Below are 22,279 nucleotides of genomic sequence, written 5' to 3' on the forward strand. Positions count from 1 at the left end.
CGAGTCGTCCTGGCGAAAGCCAGGACCCATTACCCCAGGAAGGAGTTCGCGGCAGGCGGGTAACCACCAATTTTCGCCAAACTCAATTCGGTGGCAATGGGTCCTGGATCAGCGCTCCGCTTCGCTACGCTTGTCCAGGACGACGATGTCGATGGAGGGAGTCCTAATTCACCCGCCGATCCTTCCCTGCCCAATACGGCTCGCGAAGTTGCCGCCTCAGAATCTTCCCTGACGGATTCCTGGGCAGTGCCGGCAAGAACTCCACGCTCTTCGGTGTCTTGAAGCCGGCGATGCGCTCCCGGGTGAAGTTGATGATGTCGGTGGCGGTCGCCTCCTTGCCCGGTTTCATCACCACCACGGCCTTCACCGCCTCGCCCCATTTGTCGTCGGGCACGCCGATCACGGCGGCTTCCGCGACGTCAGGGTGATCGCACAGCGCGCTCTCCACCTCGGCCGGGTAGATGTTCTCGCCGCCGGAGATGATCATGTCCTTGATGCGGTCGTGGATGTAGAGATAGCCGTCCTCGTCCATGTAACCGGCATCGCCCGTGCGCAGCCAGCCATCGCTGCGTAGCGTTGCGGCCGTGGCCTCCGGCAAGTTCCAGTAGCCTGCCATGTTGGAGCCCGAGCGCGTTGCGATCTCGCCGACCTGTCGCGGCGGCAGCGGTTTGCCGTCGACGTCCAGAATCGCGATCTCGACGCCGGGCAGCGCCTTGCCGGCCGAGCGCATCCGCTCGAGGCCCTCGACGTGATCCTCGGGCGGCAGTGCGACGATCGTGCCTGTCGTCTCGGTCATGCCGTACATCTGCACGAAGCCGCATTTGAAGACCTCGATGCATTCCTTCAACAGCGCAGCGGGAATCGGCGAGGCGCCATACAGCATGTATTTCAGCCGCGAGAAGTCGACGGTTCTCGCGCGCGGCTGCCGGACCACGAACTGCATCGCCGCCGGCACCATGAAGAGTTTCGTGATGCCCGACTGCTCGAAGAAATCCAGCACCTTGGTCGGATCGAATTCGCGCGCGATTACGCCGCGGGCCCCGTGATACAGCCCCATCACGCCCCAGCCCGAGCCGCCGATATGGAAGATCGGCATCGCGACCAGCGAGACGTCGTCGGTCGACCACCGGTTCCATTCCGGCTTGTCCTCGGCATTGCCCGTCTGCACCAGATTGAGGAAGTTCGCGTGGCTCAGCATCGCGCCCTTCGGCTTGCCCGTCGTGCCTGACGTGTAGAGCTGGATGGCGATGTCCTTGGTGTCGATCGGAACCTTCGGGTCATTTCCGCTCTGCGCATCGCGCCACGCCGTAAAGTCCTGCCATTCCGACGCGCCGCCTTCGGTGGTGATGACGGTGCGCACGCCGGGCAGCTGATCCTTGATCTGACGAACAAGCGTGATGAACTCAGGTCCCACGAACAGCACCGGCGCCTTGCAATCCGTGACGATGAAGGCGACCTCGGGTCCCGCCAGCCGCCAGTTCACTGGCGCCATCACCACACCGGCCTTCATCGCCCCCATCAGCAGCTCGAAATAGACATCGCTGTTCTTGCCGAGATAGGCGATGCGGTCGCCCTTTTTCACGCCCATCGCGAGGAGCGCATTGGCGACCTTGTTGGTCTTGGTGTCGAATTCGGCAAAGCTGGTGACGCGGCCCTCGAACTCATAGGCAATGGCATTGCCGCGGCTCGCCGCGCGCTCGCGCACCATGTCGGCGAGGTCAGCCAATGGCTGTGTGGTCATGTTTCTCCCGTGGGCGATTTGTTGTTATGCTTGGGAGTGTGGCGTCATCCGGGGAGGAAGACAAGGTGGTGGAGGGCGCCACTGCTTCAACACCGTCGTCCTGGCGAAGGCCAGGACCCATAGCCACAAAACGCAATTTGGCGAAGACTGATCATGACCAATCTTCGCCAAACAGGATTCGGTGGTAATGGGTCCTGGCGTTCGCCAGGACGACGGCAGAGAGATTATCCTCTTTTCGCCCGATCCTTCTCGTTCTGCGCCATGATGCTCTCGCGCGCGGTCTTCCAGTCGTCGTCGCTCCAGTCGCGGAGCTGGTAGAAATTGCCGCCCATGGCGAGCGCCTGCGCGCCGTCCATGGCGATGGTCTCGCCATTGATCCAGTTGCAGCCGCCCGAGATCAGGAACACCGCGAGGTTCTGCAACTCCTCCATGGTGCCGACGCGGCCCATCGGGTTCATCGCCTTGGTGCGCGCTCCGGCCTCGTCGCCCGGCTTGATGCGCTTGCTCATGCCCTCGGTCGGGATCTCGCCCGGTGCGATGGTGTTGAGGCGGATGCCGTAGCGGCCCCATTCGGTCGCCAGCGACATCGTCATGGCGTGGATCGCCGATTTGCTCATTGCCGACGGCACCACATAAGGCGAGCCGTTACGGACCCAGGTCACGGTGATCGAGACCACGTTGCCGGGCTGTTTCAGCGCGATCCAGCGTTTGCCGACCGCATGCGTCACGTAGAACGTGCCGTGCATGACGATATTGGCGACGGCATCGAAGCCGCGCGGCGAAAGCTCTTCCGTTCGCGAGATGAAATTGCCGGCGGCATTGTTGATGAGATCGGTGAGCGGTGCATCGCGAAAGATGTTCTCGACCATCTCCTCGACCGCGAGCGCGTTGCGGATGTCGACGCCGTGGCTGGTGACGCGGCCGCCATATTCGCCCATCAGCTCGATCGCGGTCTCGTCGCAGACGATCTTGCGCCGGCCGCAGATATGAACCTCGGCGCCGAGCTCGAGAAAGCGGGCCGCCATGGATTTGCCGAGCCCGGTCCCACCGCCGGTCACGAGAATGCGCCGCCCAGCCAGAAGATTTTCCTTGAACATGGATGTTTCTCCCTTAGGGATTGTCAGTTAATTGGTCGATTGACTAAATCCGGCCGTCAGCTTCCTGTAAAGCGGCACCGAACAAGAACAGGGGAGAATTCATCCATGGAAGAGCGCGTCTCGATTTCGATCTCGGAAGGCGTCGCCGATGTGCGGCTGGTGCGCGCGGACAAGATGAATGCGCTCGATCAGGCCATGTTCGAGGCCCTTGTCGCGGCAACCGAACGGCTTTCGAAGGAAAAAGGCGTGCGCGTCGTCGTGCTCTCCGGCGAGGGCCGCGCGTTCTGCGCCGGTCTCGACATGGGGCGTTTTGCCGCCATGAAGGATAAGGGCGGCAACGGAATTCCGGGTGGCGAAAATCGTGATCTCACCAAGCGGACTCACGGCCAGGCGAACTTTCCGCAACAGGCGGTATGGGGATGGCGCCAGCTTCCGGTTCCCGTGATCGCGGCCGTGCATGGCGTCGCCTTCGGCGGCGGCTTCCAGCTCTCGCTCGGTGCCGACATGCGCTTTCTCAGCCCCGATGCGCGCATGTCGATCATGGAAATCAAATGGGGCCTCGTCCCCGATATGGCGGGCACGCCGATCCTCGCCTCGCTGGTGCGAGACGACATCCTGCGTGATCTCACTTACACCGGCCGCATCTTCTCCGCGCAGGAGGCGATGACGTACGGCCTCGCCACGCGCATCTGCGATGACCCGCGAGCGGCGGCGCTCGAAGTCGCACGTGAGATCGCCGGCAAGAGCCCCGACGCGATCCGTGCTGCGAAGCGCTTGCTCAACAATCTCTCGGTCGATCCGGGCCCGGCACTGCTCGCGGAATCCGTCGAGCAACAGAAGCTGATCGGCAGCGCCAACCAGACCGAAGCCGTGCGCTCCAATCTGGAGAAGCGCGCGGCGAAGTATGTGGACTGATGGTCGCCGTCATGGCCGGGCCTGTCCCGGCCATCCACGTTCTTGGTCCCAAGGCGGCGAAACAAGAACGTGGATCACCGGGACAAGCCCGGTGATGACGACTAACTGGCACCGCCGTTATTCAACAAGAAAAACAAAAATGAGCGAAACGCCCCCATTCCTCGGCATCGTCTCCGGCGACCGCCAGCGTACCCATGCAGAAGTCGCAGCCCGCGCCGACCGCATCGCGTCAGGACTCGCCACAATCGGCGTCCGCCAGGGCGATTGCGTCTGCATGCTGATGCGCAACGACATTGCCTTCCTGGAGGCCGCCTACGCAGCAATGCGTCTCGGGGCCTATGGCGTGCCAATCAACTGGCATTTCAAGCCGGAGGAGATCAACTACATCCTCAACGACACCGGCACGTCCGTGCTGATCGGCCATGCCGACATGCTGCATGCCTTGCGCGATGCGATCCCCGCTGGTGTCACCGTGCTCAGCGTGCCGACGCCGCCGGAGATCCTGAAGAACTACAAGATCGATCCCGATCATCTGAAGACGCCGGACTTCGCGATCGATTTCGAATCCTGGCTTGCGCCGTTTCAGCCCTATGACGGCCCCGTCGTGCCGCAGCCGATGAACATGATCTACACCTCGGGGACGACGGGCCATCCCAAGGGCGTGCGTCGCAACGCGCCGACGCTGGAGCAGCAGGCGGCCGGCGAACGCATGCGCGCGATGATCTACGGCCTAAAGCCCGGAGCCCGCGCGATCCTGCCGGGGCCACTCTATCATTCCGCCCCCAACTCGTTCGGCATCCGCGCCGGCAAGCTCGGCGGCGCGCTGGTGCTGATGCCGCGTTTCGAGGCGGAGGAGTTTCTGGAGCTGATCGAGCGCTACCGAATCGACACCATCTTCATGGTGCCGACCATGTTCATCCGATTGATGAAGCTGCCGGAGGAGGTGCGCAAGAAATACGACGTCTCGTCCTTGCGCCACATCATCCACGCCGCGGCGCCCTGTCCGGCGGACGTCAAGCGCGCCATGATCGAATGGTGGGGGCCGGTGATCTACGAATTCTACGGCTCGACCGAATCCAGCGCGGTCACCTTCGCGACGTCGGAGGATGCGCTGAAAAAGCCGGGCACTGTCGGCAAGATTTCGCCCGGCGCCGAGCTGCGCTTCATCGGCGATGACGGCCGCGTGCTGGGCGTCGGCGAAATCGGCGAGATCTATTCCCGTATGGCCGGGACGGCCGACTTCACCTATCACAACAAGCCGGAGAAGCGCGCCGAGATCGATCGCGACGGGTTCATCACCTCGGGCGACGTCGGCTATATCGACGAGGACGGCTACGTCTTCATCTGCGACCGCAAGCGCGACATGGTGATCTCAGGCGGCGTCAACATCTATCCGGCCGAGATCGAGTCCGTGCTGCATGCCGTGCCCGGCGTGCATGATTGCGCGGTGTTCGGCATTCCCGATGCCGAGTTCGGCGAGGCGCTGATGGCGGTGGTCGAGCCGCAACCGGGCGTCGCGCTTGATACGGCCGCCATCCGTGCGCGGCTGAAGGGCTCGCTCGCCGATTACAAGGTCCCAAAACACATCGAAATCCGCACCGGACTGCCGCGCGAGGACTCCGGAAAAATCTTCAAGCGCCGCCTGCGCGACCCCTATTGGGAGCAGGCGGGGCGCAAGATCTGACGTCGCAGGCTGGCACACGCGGGAGTAGAAATCATCGGTCGGCTCGGCTAGGTTGGCGGCCCGTTTCCCGCCGCCTGCGATCACCGATGCCTTCATTTCGTGCCAGTTTCTTCGAAATCCCTCATGCGGCCGTTTACGCGCTGATGACGGTGACCGTCCTCGCATCGGGATTCTGCTTCATCCAGGCGGGCGGTCCGGCGGCGCCCGCGGAGCTGCTGTATCGCTACGGCGGCATGTATTCGACCGCAATTGCACGGCATGAATATTGGCGCCTGCTCGCCTACGGCTTCCTGCACGTCAATTTCATCCACCTCACCATGAACATGTTGTGCCTGGTGCTGTGGGGCGGACATCTCGAGCGGCGGATCGGGCCGGCCTACTTCCTCATCATCTATCTCTGCGCGATGGTGTTCGGCGCCGTCATCGGCAACGGCATCCATTCCACCCCCTATTTGACGGTCGGTGCGTCCGGCGCCACGTCGGGCATCCTGGGCGCGCTGCTTTGTCTGTGGATTCTCGGCAAGCTCGATGTCAGCTTCGACTTCTTCGCGATCAACATCGGATTGAACATCGCGTTTGCGTTCGGCAATTCGCGGATCGATTGGGGCGTCCACCTCGGCGGTTTTGCTGCCGGCTTGATTGTCTGCGCGCTGCTGGACCTCGTCGAGAAGGCGAATGCTTATGCGCTTCGCTGCAAGTTTCCCGAAGTCGTGAAGGTCAACCTGACCCTGCTTGCCTGTGTCGCGGCGCTATGGACCTGGAGCGGCCAGGCTCAGGCCTTCGCCGCCGGAGTTTCAGGATGGGCTTTGACCGTCGTCGCCGCGGTCGCCTTCTGTGCCGCCGTAAAGCTGGTCGATCTCGCGCTTTCCATGAAGAAGGGTCTTGCGATCGTCGTGACAATGCTGGCGGCAGCGAACGCGATCGCCGCGATGCTGTCCGGTTGGGCGCTGGCATTATCCTGCACGCCGCGCTGGCCGACAGGGTCCATTCCACTCGATAATCTTCTTGTCACATTCTGTCCCAATGCTGTTCTTGTCTCGGGACTGGTCGCGGTCGGGGCCGCCGCGGTGACGCTTTGGCTCTGTTCGAAGGAGATGTCGCGCGGTCTCGATGATGTCGGATTTGTCGGCACATCGCTGCGCGCCGAACGTAACAGGCGTCATGGACTATGACCTCGCCGGTCGTGCTATAAGAGGGCTCGTTGTCCTCCGGATGATCCCAAGGTTCCTGAATCCAATGTCCCCAGTTTCCATCCTGCTCAACCTGATCTGGATTCTCATCGGCGGGGCCTGGATGGCTTTCGGCTGGCTGGTGGCCTCCGTCATCATGGCTGTCACCATCATCGGGCTGCCCTGGGCGCGGGCGGCGTTCAACATCGCCATTTACACGCTCCTCCCGTTCGGTTCGCGGGCCGTCAACCGCGATGAGGTCACCGGCATGAGCGATATCGGCACGGGCGCCCTGGGGGTGATCGGCAACATCATCTGGTTCGTGCTGGCCGGCTGGTGGCTGGCGCTCGGCCACCTCCTGACCGCCGTGCTCTATGCCATCACCATCATCGGCCTTCCCTTCGCCTGGGCCCATCTGAAGCTCGCCGGCATCGCGCTCTGGCCGATCGGCAAGGTAATCGTGCCGGCTTAAGGCGCGCGCCCCGTAACGTAGGCCTCCTACGGCAGAGCGGAAGTCGGTAATCCCGCGATCCGATCCGACTAGCCGCCGGACAGGGGCACCTCTGCCGCGACATCGTCATTGCGAGCGCAGCGAAGCCGCGAGACCATTGGATTGCTTCGCTGCGCTCGCAACGACGAAGTTGAGTGTGCGTCGCCCCCAAGTTCGTCTTGCACTGCGGCAGAAAAATATCGCACACTCGGCAGGCCGGGGAGCCATTGGGAGCTCTAGAAGGGGAGCGAGCCATGTCCCTCCAGACATTACCATCCGATGCCGCCGATCCTCGCTCAAACCGGCCTGAGGACGTCCAGGCGCTGGAGGCCGATGCGCGGCTGCGCGACGACATTCGCCTGCTTGGACGCATCCTGGGCGACACGGTGCGCGACCAGGAGGGGGCCGAGTTGTTCGATCTGGTCGAGCGTATCCGGCAGACCTCCATCCGGTTTCACCGCGACGAGGACCGGCTCGCCCGCCGCGAGCTCGAGCAGATCCTCGACAGTATGTCGACCTCCGACACGGTGCGGGTCGTCCGCGCCTTCAGCTATTTCTCCCACCTCGCCAACATCGCCGAGGACCAGAACAACATCCGCCAGATGCGCACCCGCAGCGCCGCCAGCGGCTCCGGCGTGCTTGTGGAGACCTTGGCCAAGGCCAAGGCAGCGGGTATCGGCTCGGACGCGCTGCGCAATTTCTTCAAGACGGCGCTGGTTAGCCCGGTGCTGACCGCGCACCCGACCGAGGTCCGCCGCAAGAGCACCATGGACCGCGAGATGGAGGTTGCCGCGCTGCTCGACCGTCGCGAGCGCGTCGCTTTGACCGCGGACGAGGCTGCCGCCAGCGACGAGCAGCTTCGCCGCGAGGTTCTGACGCTGTGGCAGACCAATCTGCTCCGCCGGACCAAGCTTACCGTGCTCGACGAGGTCGCCAACGGCCTGTCGTTCTACGATTACACCTTCCTTCGCGAGGTGCCGCGGCTGGTCAATGCGCTTGAGGACCGGCTGGAGGAGGGCGGCGAGCAGGCCGCCAGCGAGCTTGCCTCGTTCCTGCGCATGGGCAGCTGGATCGGCGGCGACCGCGACGGCAATCCCTTCGTCACCGCCGACGTGATGCGCGGCACGCTTCGGCTGCAGTCGAGCCGGGTGATGCAGTTCTATCTGGAGGAACTGCACGTGCTTGGCTCGGAACTGTCGATCGCGGCCCATCTCGCCGACGTCTCCGAGGAGCTGCGCACGCTGGCGGAGCGCTCGCCCGACACCTCGCCGCACCGGAGCGGCGAGCCCTATCGCCTCGCGGTGTCAGGCATCTATGCGCGTTTGACCGCGACGGCTGAAAAACTCGAGGTCGAGATCACCCGCCGTCCCGTCGGCAAGGGCGCGCCCTATGAGAGCGTTAGGGAGCTGCAGGCCGATCTCGACGTGCTGCATCGCTCGCTGATTGCCAACAATGCCCGCGTCATCGCGCGCGGCCGGCTGCGGCTCTTGCGGCGCGCCGTGGATTGCTTCGGCTTCCACCTGGCGCGGCTCGACATCCGCCAGAATTCGGCCGTGCACGAACGCACCGTCGCCGAGCTGATCGATGCCGCCAACCCCGGCATGTCCTATCTCGCCCTCGGCGAGGAGGCGCGCATTTCGCTGCTCACCAACGAATTGCGCAGCACACGCGCGTTGGTGTCGCCGTTCATCAAGTATAGCGACGAGACCATGGGCGAGCTCAACGTCTTCCATGCGGCTGCCGAGGCGCATGCGAAGTTCGGCTCGGACGCGATCCCCCAATGCATCATCTCGATGTGCAAGGGCATGTCCGACATGCTCGAGGTTGCGGTGCTGCTCAAGGAGGTCGGCCTCGTTCATCCCTCCGGCCGCAGCGCCATCAACATCGTGCCCCTGTTCGAGACCATCGAGGATCTGCAGGCCTCCTCAGGCATCATGGATCGCATGCTGTCGCTGCACGATTACCGCCGCCTCGTCGACAGCCGCGGCAGCGTGCAGGAGGTCATGCTCGGCTATTCCGATAGCAACAAGGATGGCGGCTTCGTCACCTCGGGCTGGGAGCTCTACAAGGCCGAGATCGGCCTCGTCGAGGTGTTCGAGCGCCACCATGTGCGCCTGCGCCTTTTCCACGGCCGCGGCGGCTCCGTCGGCCGCGGCGGCGGCCCGAGCTATGACGCCATCATCGCGCAGCCGGGCGGCGCGGTGAACGGCCAGATCCGCATCACCGAGCAGGGCGAGATCATCTCGTCGAAATATTCCAACGCAGAGGTCGGCCGCAACAATCTGGAGATTCTGGCGGCGGCGACGCTGGAGGCGAGCCTGCTGCACCCGCGCCAGAGCGCGCCGCGCCGCGAGTACCTGACGGCGATGGACGAGCTCTCGAATCTCGCCTTCAAGGCCTATCGCGGCCTCGTCTACGAGACCGACGGTTTTGTCGACTATTTCTGGTCCTCGACCGTGATCAACGAGATCGCGACGCTCAACATCGGCAGCCGTCCGGCCTCGCGCAAGAAGACCCGCGCCATCGAGGACCTGCGCGCGATCCCCTGGGTGTTCTCATGGGCGCAGTGCCGCCTGATGCTGCCGGGCTGGTACGGCTTCGGCAGTGCGGTCGAGCAATGGATCTCCGAGCATCCCGACAAGGGCATGCCGTTCCTGAAAGAGCTCTACAAGGAATGGCCGTTCTTCCGCATGCTGCTGTCGAACATGGACATGGTGCTGGCAAAAAGCTCGATCGCGATCGCCTCGCGCTATGCCGAACTGGTGCCTGATGAGGCCCTGCGCGAAAAGATCTTCGGCCGCATCCGCCGCGAATGGCATTCCTGCATTGAGACACTGCTCGATATCATGGGGCAGGACCGGCTGCTGCAGGGCAACCCGCTGCTGGAGCGCTCCGTGCGTCACCGCTTCCCCTATCTCGACCCACTCAACCACGTTCAGGTCGAGCTGTTGCGGGAGCACCGCGCGCAGAACCCGGACGAGCAGGTGCTGCGCGGGATTCAGTTGACGATCAACGGTATCTCAGCGGGGTTGAGGAATACGGGGTAGAGGTCTGACTGCAGGCTCAGCCGTCATGCCCGGGCTTGACCCGGGCATCCACGTCTTTCTGCGTGCGCGGTAACGCGTGGATGGCCGGGACAAGCCCGGCCATGACGTGTGGAGAGAGCGCGATCGTTACACCGGATCCCACGGGAAGATATCCGCCGACCGATCCAGCTTGTAGAACGAGCCCTTCAGCGCCGGCATGCCGTGTTCCGCGATCGATTGCGGTGTCCAGCCTTCGCTGCGATGGACCGAGCGCAGCGGGCGGTTCTGGCTGAACAGGAACAGCTCGTTCATGCGCGCGCCGAAGATCTGCCCGGTGACGTCCTTGGCGGCATCGGACAGCAGATAGGCGCAGATCGGCGCGATCTTCTCGGGGCCCATCTGCTTGATCTTGTCGACGCGCGCCTTCTCGGCTTCGGTCTCGGTCGGGATGGTGCCGATCATGCGGGTCCAGGCGAACGGCGAGACGCAGTTCGAGCGAACGTTGAACCGGCCCATGTCGAGCGCGATCGACTTTGAGAGGCCGATGATGCCGAGCTTGGCGGCAGCGTAATTGGCCTGGCCGAAATTGCCGATCAGGCCCGAGGTCGAGGTGAAGTGCACGAAGGAGCCGCTCTCCTGCTCGCGGAAGATGCGCGCGGCGGCGTGGCTGACGTAGAACGAGCCCATCAGATGCACCTTGATGACGGCCTCGAAGGCCTCCACGCTCATCTTGTGGAAAATCATGTCGCGCAGGATGCCGGCATTGTTGACGACGCCGTCGAGCTTGCCGAAATGGTCGGTCGCGGTCTTCACGATCTTGCTGGCGGGCACGGCCTCCGCCACCGACTCGAAGTTGGGCACCGCGATGCCGCCGCGCTTCTTGATCTCCTCGACCACCTCCTCGGCAGGCGAAGCGCTCGAGCCGGCGCCGTCGGCGGCAACACCGGGATCGTTGACGACGACCTTGGCGCCTTCGGCCGCACAGAGCAGCGCGATCTCGCGCCCGATGCCACGGCCTGCGCCGGTGACGATGATGACCTTGTCCTGCAGTGATTTGCTCATGTGGGTTACCTCTCGTTCGTAAACACGATGGTGCCCGATGCGGCGAACATCCCGCCGACGCCGTGGCACACGGAAATCTTCGCATCGGCGACCTGCGCCGGCGCGATGCCGCGCATCTGCCGCACGCTCTCCTGGAGCGCGTACATGCCGTACATGCCCGAATGCATGTAGGAGAGCCCGCCGCCATTGGTGTTGAGCGGCAGCCTGCCGCCGGGGCGCGTGTTGCCGTCGGCGATGAATTTGCCGGTCTCCTCATGCGGCATGAAGCCGAGATCGCCGAGGCCGAACAGCGGCAGATGCGCAAAGGCGTCGTAGATCATGAGATGATCGACATCCTTGTGGGCGATGCCGGCCTCCTGGAAGGCGAGAGGTCCCGCCGTCTTGAACGCGCGCGAGGAGTTGAACGTCTCCATCTGGCTGACCATCGGCGTTTCCACGCTCTCGCCGGTCCCCATGATGTAGACGGGCTTGCGCGGAAAGTCCCTGGCCCGGTCGGCCGAGGTCAGGATGAGCGCGCCGCCGCCGTCGGTGACGAGGCAGCACTGCAGGAGCCGGAACGGATAGGCGATCATGCGCGAGTTGAGGACATCGTTGACCGTGATCGGGTCCTTCATCATGGCGCGCGGGTTCTTCGCCGCCCATTCCCGCTGCACCACCGCGACCGACGCAAGCTGTTCGTGTGTGATGCCATAGGTCTTCATGAAGCGCAGCACGGGGATGGGGAACATGCTGGGCGGGCCGTAGACACCAAAGGGCGCCTCGAACTGGCCGTTGAGACTGTCCGCCGCTGTGAAGCGCGGCTGCTTGCCGATCATAGACTTGCCGCTTTCGGCATGCGTGATCAGCACGGTCTTGCACAGGCCAGCCTCGATCGCGGCCGCTGCATGCCGAACATGCAGCATGAACGAGCAGCCGCCGACCGAGGTGCCGTCGACCCAGGTCGGCTTGATGCCGAGATAGTGGCAGACCTGCTGCGGCGTTTCGACCGCGGTGGCAAAGCCGTCGATATCGGATAGTTTTAGTCCAGCGTCCGCGATGGCGTTGAGCGCCGCATCCGCGTGAAGCTGGAGCTGCGACATGTTGGGGACGACGCCGAGCTCGGTGGTCTCGGCCGCGCCGACGACGGCAACCTGGTTCTTGCGCATGGTCTACCCCTTGGCCGGACGGAAGAGGGGGAGGGTGATCCTGTCGTCCAGCTGCTGGAACGCGACCTCGAGCTTCATGTCGAGCTCGAGCGCCTCCGGCGTCTGCGGGCAGTCGATGATGTTGCTCATCATCCGCGGCCCTTCGTCCAGCTCGACCACGGCGATCGCGTAAGGCGGCGTGAAGCCGGGCGCGGCGGGGCGGTGGTTGATCACGTAGCTGTAGAGGAAACCCTTGCCGCTCGCCTTGAAGACAGACACCTTGCGCGAGGCGCAGGATGGGCAGAACGGGCGCGGCGGAAAGTAGACATGCGCGCAGGCGTCGCATCGTTGCAGGCGTAGCTCACCTGCTTTGGTGCCATCCCAGAAATGCTGGGTTTCCGGCGTCGGTTTCGGTCGCGCGCGCTGCGGTTCGGCCATCTCGGAAAACCTCCCAAAACGGGCTTGACGCCCGCCTGTTTCGATCTTGATGCGACAATCGACCATGACGCGTCAACAATCCAGCAGTCAGCATGCATGACATCATGCGCACAATGCTTGTGTCGAACTGAGCCGGCGCTGTAGATTGCGCGCGCAATATTCCGTGAGACAGACATGCCCGATTTTCCGACACTGGCGAGCCTCGCCGCGGACCTCGAAAGCGGCCGCACCACCTCCCGCAAGCTGGTCGAGGCCTGCCTCGCAAGGATCACGGATCCCGCGGGCGAGGGTCAGCGCACCTTCATCCATGTCGACAAGGACGGCGCGCTCGCAACGGCGGATGCGATGGACACCTTGCGCAAGGCCAAGGCCGCACCGTCGCGCTATGCCGGTATCCCGGTCTCGATCAAGGATCTGTTCGACATCAAGGGCCAGGTGACGCGCGCCGGCTCCCGCGCGCTCGACGATTCTCCGCCGGCCGAGCAGGATGCCGCCACCGTGGCGCGGCTGCGCAAGGCGGGCTTCGTCGTGATCGGGCGCACCAACATGACCGAGTTCGCCTATTCCGGTATCGGCATCAATCCGCACTATGGGACACCCAAAGGCGCCTGGAACCGGGCCGAGGGTCATGTGCCCGGCGGCTCGTCCTCGGGCGCGGCGGTCTCCGTGATCGACGGCATGGCGCATGGCGCGCTCGGCACCGACACCGGCGGCTCCTGCCGCATTCCGGCGGCCTTCAACGGCATCGTCGGCTACAAGCCGACGCAGCGCCGCGTGCCGCTCGACGGCTCGGTGCCGCTGTCGTTCTCGCTCGACAGTATCGGGCCGCTGGCGCGATCGGTCAGCTGCTGTGCCATACTTGACGCGGTCCTTGCCAACGAACCGATCGTTGCGCTGAAGCCGCGGCCTGTAAAGGGTATGCGGCTCGCGGTGCCGACCACGATCGCACTGGACGATCTGGACGCCGCGGTCTCCGAGACCTTCGAGCGCGCGCTGAAGTCGCTGGCCGATCACGGCGCCATCATCGAGCGCATCGAGATGGCCGAATTCCACGACATCGGCCCGATGAACGCCAAGGGCGGCTTTGCGGCCTCCGAGAGCTACGCCTGGCATCGCTATCTCATCACCGCCAAGGGCGACGTCTACGACCCCAGGGTCTCCGTGCGCATCCTGCGCGGCGAGGCGCAGAGCGCGGCCGACTACATCGATCTCCTCAACGAGCGCCGCTCGCTGATCGCCCGCGTCAATGCGCGCATCGCGCCCTATGACGCGCTGGTGCTGCCGACCACGGCCAACACGCCGCCCAAGATTCTGGATTTGGCCGACGACAAGGCGTTCACGACCCAGAACCTGCGCGCGCTGCGCAATTGCACATTCATCAACATGATCGACGGCTGCGCCATCTCGGTCCCTGCGCATCGCGAAGGCGATGTTCCTGTCGGCCTGATGCTTGCAGGGGCGGGCGGCTCGGACCGCCGTATCTTTGAACTTGCTGCCGGCATGGAGGCCGTCATTCGTGTTTGACCTGACTTTCACCGTCGACGCCCAGGACACCACCACGCCGCTGGCGCTCGCTATCGACCAGATGGTGATCGCCGGCTGGACCGGCCGCGACGCGATCGCGCGCGACAAGCACATCGACGAGCTCGAGGCGATGGGCATCGCCCGGCCGGCCTCGACGCCGATCTACTACCGCGCCTCGGCGCGGCGGCTGACGCAGGAAGACAGCATCGAATGCACAGGCGGGGATTCTAGCGGCGAGGTCGAGTTCGTGCTGATCGGCTGGCAGGGCCGGATCTTCGTTGGCTGCGGCTCCGATCACACCGACCGCAAGGTCGAGGCCTACAACGTCACCGTCTCCAAGCAAATGTGCGACAAGCCGATCGCATCGACGCTGTGGGAGCTCGAAGACGTCATCGGCCATTGGGACAAGATGATCCTGCGTTCCTGGGCCACGATCAAAGGCGAGCGCGTGCTCTACCAGGAGGGCACATTGGATGCGATGCTGCCGGTTGCCGATTTGATCGCGCGCGGCTTCGAAGGCGGAAAATTCCCTGATGGCTGCGCCATGTTCGGCGGCACCTTCGCCGCCAAAGGCGGCATCCGCCCCGCCGAGCGCTTCGACTTCGAACTGGAAGATCCGGTGCTCAAGCGCATAATCAAGCATGGCTATGATGTGGTGACGCTGCCGGTGCGGGGCTGAGGTTCTCACACGGAAATCGGGTGGTTGCGGCCGTCAAAACTTGCGACACACTCTCCGTCATTCCGGGGCTCGCCCCTCGGCGCGAGCCCGGAATCCATCGTGCAGAATAGTCGGTGGATGAATGGATTCCGGGTTCGCGACTTTGTCGCGCCCCGGAATGACGGAGAGATAGGATGATCGCTATGGCTATCGCCAAACGTGTTGCCTCACCTGACTCTGCATCTGACCTCGCCGCCCGTGTCGACTCCCTCGACTGGTCCCAACTCACCGCCGAACTCGACGCCCAGGGCTGCGCTGTCCTCAAAGGCCTGCTCACGCCGGACCAATGCCGCGCCATCACCGCCCTCTATCGCGACGACGCGCACTTCCGCAGCCGCATCGTCATGGGCCGCCACGGCTTTGGCCGCGGCGAATACAAATATTTCTCCTATCCGCTGCCCGGCTTGGTCGCGGAGCTGCGCCCGGTGCTCTATGCGCACCTCCAGGGCGTCGCTAACCGCTGGAACGAGGCGATGGGGATCGACATCCGCTACCCCACAGCACATGCCGCGTTCCTGAAGCGCTGCCATGACGCGGGGCAGGCGCGGCCGACGCCGCTGCTGCTGCAATATGAGGCTGGCGACTTCAACTGCCTGCATCAGGACCTCTATGGCGAGCACGTGTTCCCGCTTCAGGTGGCGATCCTGCTCTCCGAGCCTGGTCGCGATTTCACCGGCGGCGAGTTCGTGCTGACCGAGCAACGCCCGCGCATGCAGTCGCGCGCCGAGGTGGTTCCACTGGCGCAGGGCGATGCGGTCGCCTTCGCTGTGCATCATCGCCCGGTGCAGGGGACACGCGGCACCTACCGCGTTAATCTCCGCCACGGCGTCAGCCGGATCAGGTCCGGCCGGCGCCACACGCTGGGTGTGATCTTTCACGATGCAAAATGAGCGCAGGCGTTGACGGCTGATCTGTTCGATAGCGTTGCAGAGGCGCAGCCGTCGCGCGAGGAGATCGCCGACGGCGCCGTGCTGCTGCGCGGTTTCGTCAGGCCGATCGAGAGCGAGCTGATCCACGCCGTGCGCGCCATCGTGGCGCAATCGCCGTTCCGCCGGATGACGACGCCTGGCGGCCACCAGATGTCGGTCGCCATGACCAATTGCGGCGAGCGCGGCTGGATCACCGATCACACCGGGTATCGCTACGATCCCATCGATCCGCGAATCGGGGATCCGTGGCCCGCGATGCCGCCAGTGCTGCGCGATCTCGCCCGCCGCGCGGCGGAGCATGGCGGCTTCCGGAACTTCGCGCCGGATGCCTGCCTCGTCAACCGCTACGAGCCCGGCACGCGGCTGTCGCTGCATCAGGACAAGGACGAGCTGGATTATTCGGCGCCGATTGTTTCGGTCTCACTTGGACTGCCCGCGACCTTCCTGTTCGGCGGCCTCGCGCGCGGCGACAAGCCGCGCCGCTTCCGGCTGGTCCATGGCGACGTCGTCGTGTGGGGTGGCCCGTCGCGCCTTGCTTATCACGGCGTCGCGCCGCTCGCCGATGGCGAGCATGCGCTGCTCGGCCGCATCAGGATCAATCTGACCTTTCGCCGGACCCGTTGATGCCTAAGGCTTCGGCGGATGGATGAACGCCCAAGGGCTGACTTCGGAATCCCTGGTCACTTCCACCGAGATCAGATACGGCCCGCCGTGGCTAAGCGCCTTCTCCATCGCCGCCTTGAACTGGTCCGGCGCCGTGACGCGCGCAGAGGCGACGCCGAAGGATTCTGCCAGCTTGACGAAGTCGGGATTGACGAGGTCGGACGCCACCACGCGGCCGTCGAAGCGTTCGCGCTGGTCGCGGCGGACATTGCCATAGGCGTTGTTGTTGAACACCAGCGTCACCACGCCGATGTTGAACTGCACCGCGGTGGCAAGCTCCTGCACGCCGAACATGAAGCCGCCATCGCCGGTGATCGCCACCACCGGCTTGTCGGGATTGGCGACCTTGGCGCCCAGCGCGGTCGGGAAGCCCGAGCCGAGCGTGCCCTGATAGCCTGAGGTGATGAAGGTGCGTGGCTCATAGATCGGAAAGCCGTACCAGGAGGCAAAGCCGAACTGCGACAGTTCATCGGTGACGATCGCGTTCGCCGGCAGCACCTCGCGCAAGATGTTCAGATACGCCATCTGCGGCTGGATGCGCTGGATCTCCTGCTGCGCAGTCGCGGTGGCGTCTCGGATCGCGGCGCGACGGCCAGCGGTCTTGCTGTAGCCGGCCTTGCTGACGGCGGCGGCAAGATCCGCGGTCGCGGCTTTGGCATCTGCGACAATCGCCGTGTTCGGGGGATAGCGCCGCATCTCGACCGGATCGATGTCGATGCGGATGCTCTTGAGACCGTCGGGCTGGTACGGCCAGCGCGACATCGTCGGCAGCTCCAGCCGCGTGCCGATGCCGATCATCAGATCGGTCTTGGCCCACAGCTTGTAGGCGGCGGCCATGGTGAGGCCAAGCTCGTGCGCATTGGAGACGATGCCGCGGCCGCTGCGGAAGGCGACGACTGGCGCATCGATCATCTCGGCGAGTTCGAGGATTTCGTCACGTGCGTCGATCGCACCGCTGCCGACGAAGATCATCGGTGCCCTGCTGTTCTTGATCAGCGCCGCGGCCTGCTTGATCAAATCAGGGTCAGGCCGCGGCGCGGGCAGGGGCTCCAGCACCTGTGCGGCGGCGGTGTCGGCGCGCTGCGTAAAGATGTCCCAGGGCATTTCGACCGAGGCAGGACCAGGTCGTCCCGACATCATCTCCTGGAAAGCGCGCGCGACGGTGGTCGGTGCATTGCCGGGATGTTCGATTCGATCGGCCCATTTCACATAGGTGCGCAAGGTCGCGAGCTGGTCCGGCATCTCGTGCAGATGACCGCGGCCCCTGCCGAGAAACTGCGTCGGCACCTGGCCGGTGACGCACAGCACCGGCTCGTTGCAGCCGAACGCGGTCAGCAGCGCCGCGCTGGCGTTGAGCACGCCGGGGCCGGGCACCACGCTGAACACGCCGGGCTTGCCGCTGGAGCGCGCATAGCCGAAAGCCATGTAACCGCAGGCCTGCTCGTGCCGTGCACCGATCACCTTGAGCTGGGCCTGGTGGAAGGCGTCGAACAGGCCGTAGACCTGCGCGCCGGGCAGGCCGAACACGGTGTCGACACCATGGGCGACAAGCCCGCTTACGATTGCTTCGCCGCCGGTGAGGGTGGTCATTGCATCATTCCATTTCGATTGTTGTCTTCAGACTTCGTCGACGACACCGTTGCGCAACGTGCCGATGCCCTCGGCCGCGACGTCGATGACGTCGCCGGGCTTCAGATAGCGCGGCGGATCGAACCGCGCACCCGCACCCGTCGGCGTACCCGTGACGATGACGTCGCCGGGGACGAGCGTTGCGAAGGTCGAGATATAGCTGATGAGATAGCGAAACGGAAACATCAGGCGGCTGGTGCGATCGTCCTGCCGCAACTCGCCATTGACATGCGTGGTCAACCTGATGTCGGCGATCTGCGCTTCCCGGATGTACGGCACGAGCCACGGCCCAAGGCTGCCGCTGGAATCGAAGTTCTTGCCCTGCGTCACGTTGAACTTGGCGTGCCGCAGCCAGTCGCGCACCGAGCCTTCGTTGCAGAGCGTGAGCGCTGCGATGTGGTCGAGCGCGGTACTTTCCTTGATGTGCCGGCCGGGCTTACCGATCACCAGTACGATCTCGCCCTCGTAGTCGAGCTGCTCGGACGCGCGCGGACGTACCAGCGGCGTGCCATGCCCGACGAAAGAGCGTGGGCTCCGCATGAACATGCTCGGATATTTCGGCGCCTCCTGGCCGTCCTTGTATTCGGCGTTGCGATCGGGATAGTTGACGCCGATGCAAATGATCTTCTCCGGCGCAGGCACGGGCGGCAGCCAGGTGATCTCGTCGAGAGCATGAACCGGCGTGCGGCTGGCGGCTTCTTCGGCAAAGCTCACGAGCTTGCCGGCGGCGATCACCTCGCGCAGCGTCGGATAGTCTTTTGCGTGGCGCGCGGAGAGATCGACGATGCCGCCCTCGAGGACGGCGCCGTAGCGGGTTTCACCCTTGATGGAATAGGTGGCGAGGCGAGGGAGCTTCATTGGCGAGATTTTCCTGTCGTCCCGGCGAAGGCCGGGACCCATACCGCGAAATCTATCAATTGTATCCGGTAGGAGTACCGAACAACGTGTCTTGGCCAAACGTCTCCCTGCGGTGATGGGTCCCGGCCTTCGCCGGGGCGACGGGGAAAGAGTTCTGGCCGGTAACGGCATCAATCGGCCACCAGCACGTCGGCCACAAACTTCGGGTCGCGCACGGCCTGGCCCGAGAACGGCGAGCCCTGCTCGAACCAGGATCGCGGCGCTGGTGCGCCCCACAACGTCTGGCGCCGCGGATCTCGCAGCGACCAGCGCAGCGGCTCGTGGTCGTGATCGCCGGTGAAGTAGTCGCTGGTGTAGAGCTCCAGGCGATGTCCGTCGGGATCGCGCACATAGAGGAAGAACGCGTTTGAAATGCCGTGGCGTCCGGGGCCGCGCTCGATGTTCTTGACAAAGCCCTGGGACGCCATGACGTCGCAGAGATGGATGATGTTCATCGCCGTCGGTGTCCAATACGCGAAATGGTGCAGCCGCGGGCCCTTGCCGTTGGTGATGGCGAAGTCGTGGACGTTGCCCTTGCGATGCATCCAGGCCGCCGCGATGCGTCCGTTCGGTCCATCCTCCTCGGCATATTCGGTGAGGCGGAAGCCGAGACGTGCATAGAAGTCGATGGTGTCCTGGACCTCGGCGGCGAACACGTTGAAATGGTCGAGCCGCTGCGGATGGCATCCCCTGTAGAGGTCATAGCGGCGCAGCAGATGCGGCCGCCGGTCCATCGACGCATAGAGCTCGATCTGGAAGCCGAACGGATCGGTGAATTGCAGCGTGCGGCCCTGGAAGGGCTGGTCGACGAAGGCGGAGGCGAGGCCGCTCTCGGAGAGGAATTTCGCGGCCTTGTCGAGATCGCCGTCATTGCCGACCTTGAAGCCGAGTCTCTTGCAGGCGGGCACGGCCGCCTTGCGCAGCACGAGCGAGTGATGCTGATGCTCCTCGGCGGCACGCAGGTAAACGACCTTGTCGTCGGCGTCCTCGACATGCAGGCCTACGACGGTCTCGTAGAACTCGCGGCTCAGCTTCAGGTCGGTGACCTCGAGCACGACGTGGCTGGAGCGGATGATGTTGAACGGCGGCTCGAAGACATGTTGCGGTACCGGCATTTGCGTTTCCCCTCTTTGGGCCCCGTCATTCCGGGGCGGTCCGTCAGGACCGAACCCGGAATCTCGAGGTTCCGGGTTCGCTTCGCGCCCGGAACGACGGTGCTTCTAGATTCCCAGTTTCTGAATCTTGTGCGTGCCGCGCGCCAGCGAGACATGCTTGGTTTCCATGTAGAAGTCGAACGAGTAATCGCCGCCGTCGCGGCCGATGCCCGAGGCCTTCATGCCGCCGAACGGTGTCGGCAGATGGCGGACGTTTTCCGAGTTCAGCCAGATCATGCCGGCCTCGAGCGCGTCTGCAACGCGCAGCGCCCGCCCGACATCGTTGGTCCAGACATAGCCGGTGAGGCCATAACGGATGTCGTTGGCGATCTCGATTGCGTCGGCCTCGTCCCTGAAAGGCAGCACGGTCAGGAAGGGGCCGAACACCTCTTCCTGCGCCACGCGCATCTTGCCGTTCGCGTCTGTCACCAGCGTCGGCTCCACATAGTGTCCGCCGCCCGGCCCGTCATAGGCCTTGCCGCCGACCGCGATGGTGGCGCCGTCTTGACGCGCGACGTCGAAATAGGAGCAGACTTTCGCCAGATGTCGCTCGTGGATCAAGGGTCCGATCTCGGTGGCGGGATCGAGGGGATGGCCGACCTTCAGCGCCTTGACGCGCGCGATCAGCTTCTCGATGAACTTCTCGGCAATGTTTTGCTGGATCAGCAGGCGGCTTGACGAGGTGCAACGTTCGCCGTTGAGCGAGTAGATCATGAACACGACGGCATCGAGCGCGCGGTCCATGTCCGCATCGTCGAACACGATCACAGGGTTCTTGCCGCCGAGTTCGAAGTGCACGCGCTTCAGCGTCGGCGCGCCCTGAACCATGATCGCGGAGCCCGTCGCACTTTCGCCAACGAAGCCGATCGCCTTGATCGCGGGATGCTCGGTCAGTGCCTTGCCGGCTTCCTCACCGAAGCCGTGCACGGTGTTGAGCACGCCGTCGGGCACGCCGGCCTCCTTGACGAGCTTCGACAAGATGGCGGCCGTAACCGGCGACCATTCGGCCGGCTTGTGCACGACGGTGCAGCCCGCGGCGAGAGCAGGGGCGATCTTCCACGTCGAGAGCATGAACGGCGTGTTCCACGGCGTGATCACGCCGACCGGGCCGATCGGCACGCGCGTCGAGACATTCCAGTGCTCGTCGCTCGGTGTGTTGAGGCCATCCCGGGCCTCCGCGCACTTGTCGGCGAAGAAGCGGAAATTCTCGGCCGCGCGGATCGCCGCCTTGGCCATGAAGCGATAAGCCTGGCCGGTGTCGATGCATTCGAGCACGGCGATGTCTTCGGCATTGTCCTCGATCGCGTCGGCGACGCGATGCAGCAGCTTGCGCCGCATCGCGGGCCCCATATCACGCCAGGACTTGAAGGCGAGGGAAGCCGACGTCGCAGCGGCGTCGATGTCCTCCGCATTGCCGCGGGCGACGCTTGCGAGCACAGAGCCGTCGACCGGGGACTTTGTCTCGAACGTCCGGCCGGAGATCGACGGCACGATCTTGCCGTCGATCATGTGACCGATGCCATCGGCGCTCAACTTCTTCAGCAGCGGCGCAACGCGGTCGCGGTTGGCCTGGAACACATCGGCTTTGGGCGTCGGCTTATCCATGGGCGGCTTCCACTTTCAGGGCGTCGTGGATGTTGTTGCGCTTCCAGCTGGTGTCCTTGTCGTTGATCTGCATGTCGAACGACAAAGCGAACTTGCTGGCGGCGAAGACGGGATCGAGATGCTTCGAGAGCGCCTGGAAGACGTGCTCACCGGCCTTCTGACGGGTGGCGAGATCGCGGCCTTCGCCGATGCGCAGCACCATGTCGAGGAAGCCGTAATCGTGCCGGCTGTCTGCAATCGCATAGTGCTCGCACCTGACGGCGCGAACGCGGATGCCGCCAAGCGGGAAGACGCCGGTCTCGACGGCAGCTTTGCGCACGACTTCGCAGACGGCGCCGATGTCGAGACGGCCATCGAGATTGGCCGAATATTCGATCGTGAAATGCGGCATGGCGGTTTCACTCCCTGTGTCTT

General features: G+C 64.3%; 19 protein-coding genes. 9 read left to right on the forward strand and 10 right to left on the reverse strand.

The annotated features are described in order from the left end of the window. Nucleotides 1-163: 163 nt before the first annotated feature. The gene (locus tag JQ621_RS28470; protein WP_212239658.1) at nucleotides 164-1,741 is read right to left on the reverse strand and encodes a fatty acid--CoA ligase; all 1,578 of its coding nucleotides are present in this window, start codon (nucleotides 1,739-1,741) and stop codon (nucleotides 164-166) included. A gap of 224 nt (nucleotides 1,742-1,965) precedes the next feature. Then, complete coding sequence (locus JQ621_RS28475) at nucleotides 1,966-2,838, reverse strand: SDR family oxidoreductase (protein ID WP_212239659.1); 873 nt, start codon at nucleotides 2,836-2,838, stop codon at nucleotides 1,966-1,968. 105 nt (nucleotides 2,839-2,943) lie between these two features. On the opposite strand from JQ621_RS28475, the gene JQ621_RS28480 reads away from it, so the two are divergent. From JQ621_RS28480 to ppc, 5 genes are all read left to right on the forward strand, one after another. Beyond that, nucleotides 2,944-3,753: a crotonase/enoyl-CoA hydratase family protein gene (locus JQ621_RS28480; RefSeq protein WP_212239660.1), complete on the forward strand. Its 810-nt coding sequence runs from the start codon at nucleotides 2,944-2,946 to the stop codon at nucleotides 3,751-3,753. Between the two features lie 139 nt (nucleotides 3,754-3,892). Beyond that, complete coding sequence (locus JQ621_RS28485) at nucleotides 3,893-5,437, forward strand: acyl-CoA synthetase (protein ID WP_212239661.1); 1,545 nt, start codon at nucleotides 3,893-3,895, stop codon at nucleotides 5,435-5,437. Then, nucleotides 5,410-6,609 carry a rhomboid family intramembrane serine protease gene (locus JQ621_RS28490; RefSeq protein WP_249125635.1) on the forward strand — a complete coding sequence of 400 codons (1,200 nt, stop codon included), beginning with the start codon at nucleotides 5,410-5,412 and terminating at the stop codon, nucleotides 6,607-6,609. The genes JQ621_RS28485 and JQ621_RS28490 overlap by 28 nt, the downstream gene beginning before the upstream one ends. Before the next feature lie 64 nt (nucleotides 6,610-6,673). Continuing rightward, a complete protein-coding gene (locus tag JQ621_RS28495; protein WP_212239664.1) occupies nucleotides 6,674-7,078 on the forward strand; it encodes a YccF domain-containing protein in 405 nt (134 codons plus the stop codon). A gap of 272 nt (nucleotides 7,079-7,350) precedes the next feature. Beyond that, nucleotides 7,351-10,143 (forward strand): phosphoenolpyruvate carboxylase, encoded by a 2,793-nt coding sequence (gene ppc, locus JQ621_RS28500; protein WP_212239667.1) that lies wholly within the window; start codon nucleotides 7,351-7,353, stop codon nucleotides 10,141-10,143. A gap of 126 nt (nucleotides 10,144-10,269) precedes the next feature. Here ppc and JQ621_RS28505 read toward each other — a convergent pair whose 3' ends face one another. Genes JQ621_RS28505 through JQ621_RS28515 form a run of 3 tightly spaced genes read right to left on the reverse strand, consistent with a single transcriptional unit; the run spans nucleotide 10,270 to nucleotide 12,746 of the window. Further along, on the reverse strand, nucleotides 10,270-11,184 hold the full coding sequence (locus JQ621_RS28505) for an SDR family oxidoreductase (protein ID WP_212239668.1): 915 nt from the start codon (nucleotides 11,182-11,184) through the stop codon (nucleotides 10,270-10,272). Between the two features lie 5 nt (nucleotides 11,185-11,189). Continuing rightward, nucleotides 11,190-12,329 (reverse strand): thiolase C-terminal domain-containing protein, encoded by a 1,140-nt coding sequence (locus tag JQ621_RS28510; RefSeq protein ID WP_212239669.1) that lies wholly within the window; start codon nucleotides 12,327-12,329, stop codon nucleotides 11,190-11,192. Nucleotides 12,330-12,332: 3 nt separating this feature from the next. After that, a complete protein-coding gene (locus JQ621_RS28515; RefSeq protein ID WP_212239670.1) occupies nucleotides 12,333-12,746 on the reverse strand; it encodes a Zn-ribbon domain-containing OB-fold protein in 414 nt (137 codons plus the stop codon). A gap of 174 nt (nucleotides 12,747-12,920) precedes the next feature. Here JQ621_RS28515 and JQ621_RS28520 point away from each other — a divergent pair, with 174 nt between their 5' ends. The 4 genes from JQ621_RS28520 (at nucleotide 12,921) to alkB (ending at nucleotide 16,541) form a co-directional block, all read left to right on the forward strand. Further along, nucleotides 12,921-14,270 carry an amidase gene (locus JQ621_RS28520; RefSeq protein WP_212239676.1) on the forward strand — a complete coding sequence of 450 codons (1,350 nt, stop codon included), beginning with the start codon at nucleotides 12,921-12,923 and terminating at the stop codon, nucleotides 14,268-14,270. Next, nucleotides 14,263-14,949, forward strand: a complete 687-nt coding sequence (locus JQ621_RS28525) for a DUF2848 domain-containing protein (RefSeq protein ID WP_212239678.1) — start codon at nucleotides 14,263-14,265, stop codon at nucleotides 14,947-14,949. The genes JQ621_RS28520 and JQ621_RS28525 overlap by 8 nt, the downstream gene beginning before the upstream one ends. Before the next feature lie 182 nt (nucleotides 14,950-15,131). After that, the gene (locus JQ621_RS28530; RefSeq protein WP_212239680.1) at nucleotides 15,132-15,878 is read left to right on the forward strand and encodes a 2OG-Fe(II) oxygenase; all 747 of its coding nucleotides are present in this window, start codon (nucleotides 15,132-15,134) and stop codon (nucleotides 15,876-15,878) included. 9 nt (nucleotides 15,879-15,887) lie between these two features. After that, a complete protein-coding gene (gene alkB, locus JQ621_RS28535; RefSeq protein ID WP_212239682.1) occupies nucleotides 15,888-16,541 on the forward strand; it encodes a DNA oxidative demethylase AlkB in 654 nt (217 codons plus the stop codon). 3 nt (nucleotides 16,542-16,544) lie between these two features. On the opposite strand, the gene JQ621_RS28540 is transcribed toward alkB, so the two are convergent. The 5 genes from JQ621_RS28540 to JQ621_RS28560 form a co-directional block, all read right to left on the reverse strand. Beyond that, nucleotides 16,545-18,170 carry a thiamine pyrophosphate-dependent enzyme gene (locus tag JQ621_RS28540; RefSeq protein ID WP_212239684.1) on the reverse strand — a complete coding sequence of 542 codons (1,626 nt, stop codon included), beginning with the start codon at nucleotides 18,168-18,170 and terminating at the stop codon, nucleotides 16,545-16,547. 27 nt (nucleotides 18,171-18,197) lie between these two features. Further along, on the reverse strand, nucleotides 18,198-19,067 hold the full coding sequence (locus tag JQ621_RS28545) for a fumarylacetoacetate hydrolase family protein (RefSeq protein ID WP_212239686.1): 870 nt from the start codon (nucleotides 19,065-19,067) through the stop codon (nucleotides 18,198-18,200). Nucleotides 19,068-19,237: 170 nt separating this feature from the next. Further along, nucleotides 19,238-20,221: a 3,4-dihydroxyphenylacetate 2,3-dioxygenase gene (hpaD, locus tag JQ621_RS28550; RefSeq protein WP_212239689.1), complete on the reverse strand. Its 984-nt coding sequence runs from the start codon at nucleotides 20,219-20,221 to the stop codon at nucleotides 19,238-19,240. A 105-nt stretch (nucleotides 20,222-20,326) separates the two neighbouring features. Continuing rightward, nucleotides 20,327-21,865 (reverse strand): 5-carboxymethyl-2-hydroxymuconate semialdehyde dehydrogenase, encoded by a 1,539-nt coding sequence (hpaE, locus tag JQ621_RS28555; protein ID WP_212239692.1) that lies wholly within the window; start codon nucleotides 21,863-21,865, stop codon nucleotides 20,327-20,329. Next, nucleotides 21,858-22,256, reverse strand: a complete 399-nt coding sequence (locus tag JQ621_RS28560; RefSeq protein ID WP_212239694.1) for a 5-carboxymethyl-2-hydroxymuconate Delta-isomerase — start codon at nucleotides 22,254-22,256, stop codon at nucleotides 21,858-21,860. The genes hpaE and JQ621_RS28560 overlap by 8 nt, the downstream gene beginning before the upstream one ends. Nucleotides 22,257-22,279: the final 23 nt, after the last annotated feature.

This window comes from Bradyrhizobium manausense (assembly GCF_018129685.1).
Lineage (GTDB): Bacteria > Pseudomonadota > Alphaproteobacteria > Rhizobiales > Xanthobacteraceae > Bradyrhizobium > Bradyrhizobium manausense_D.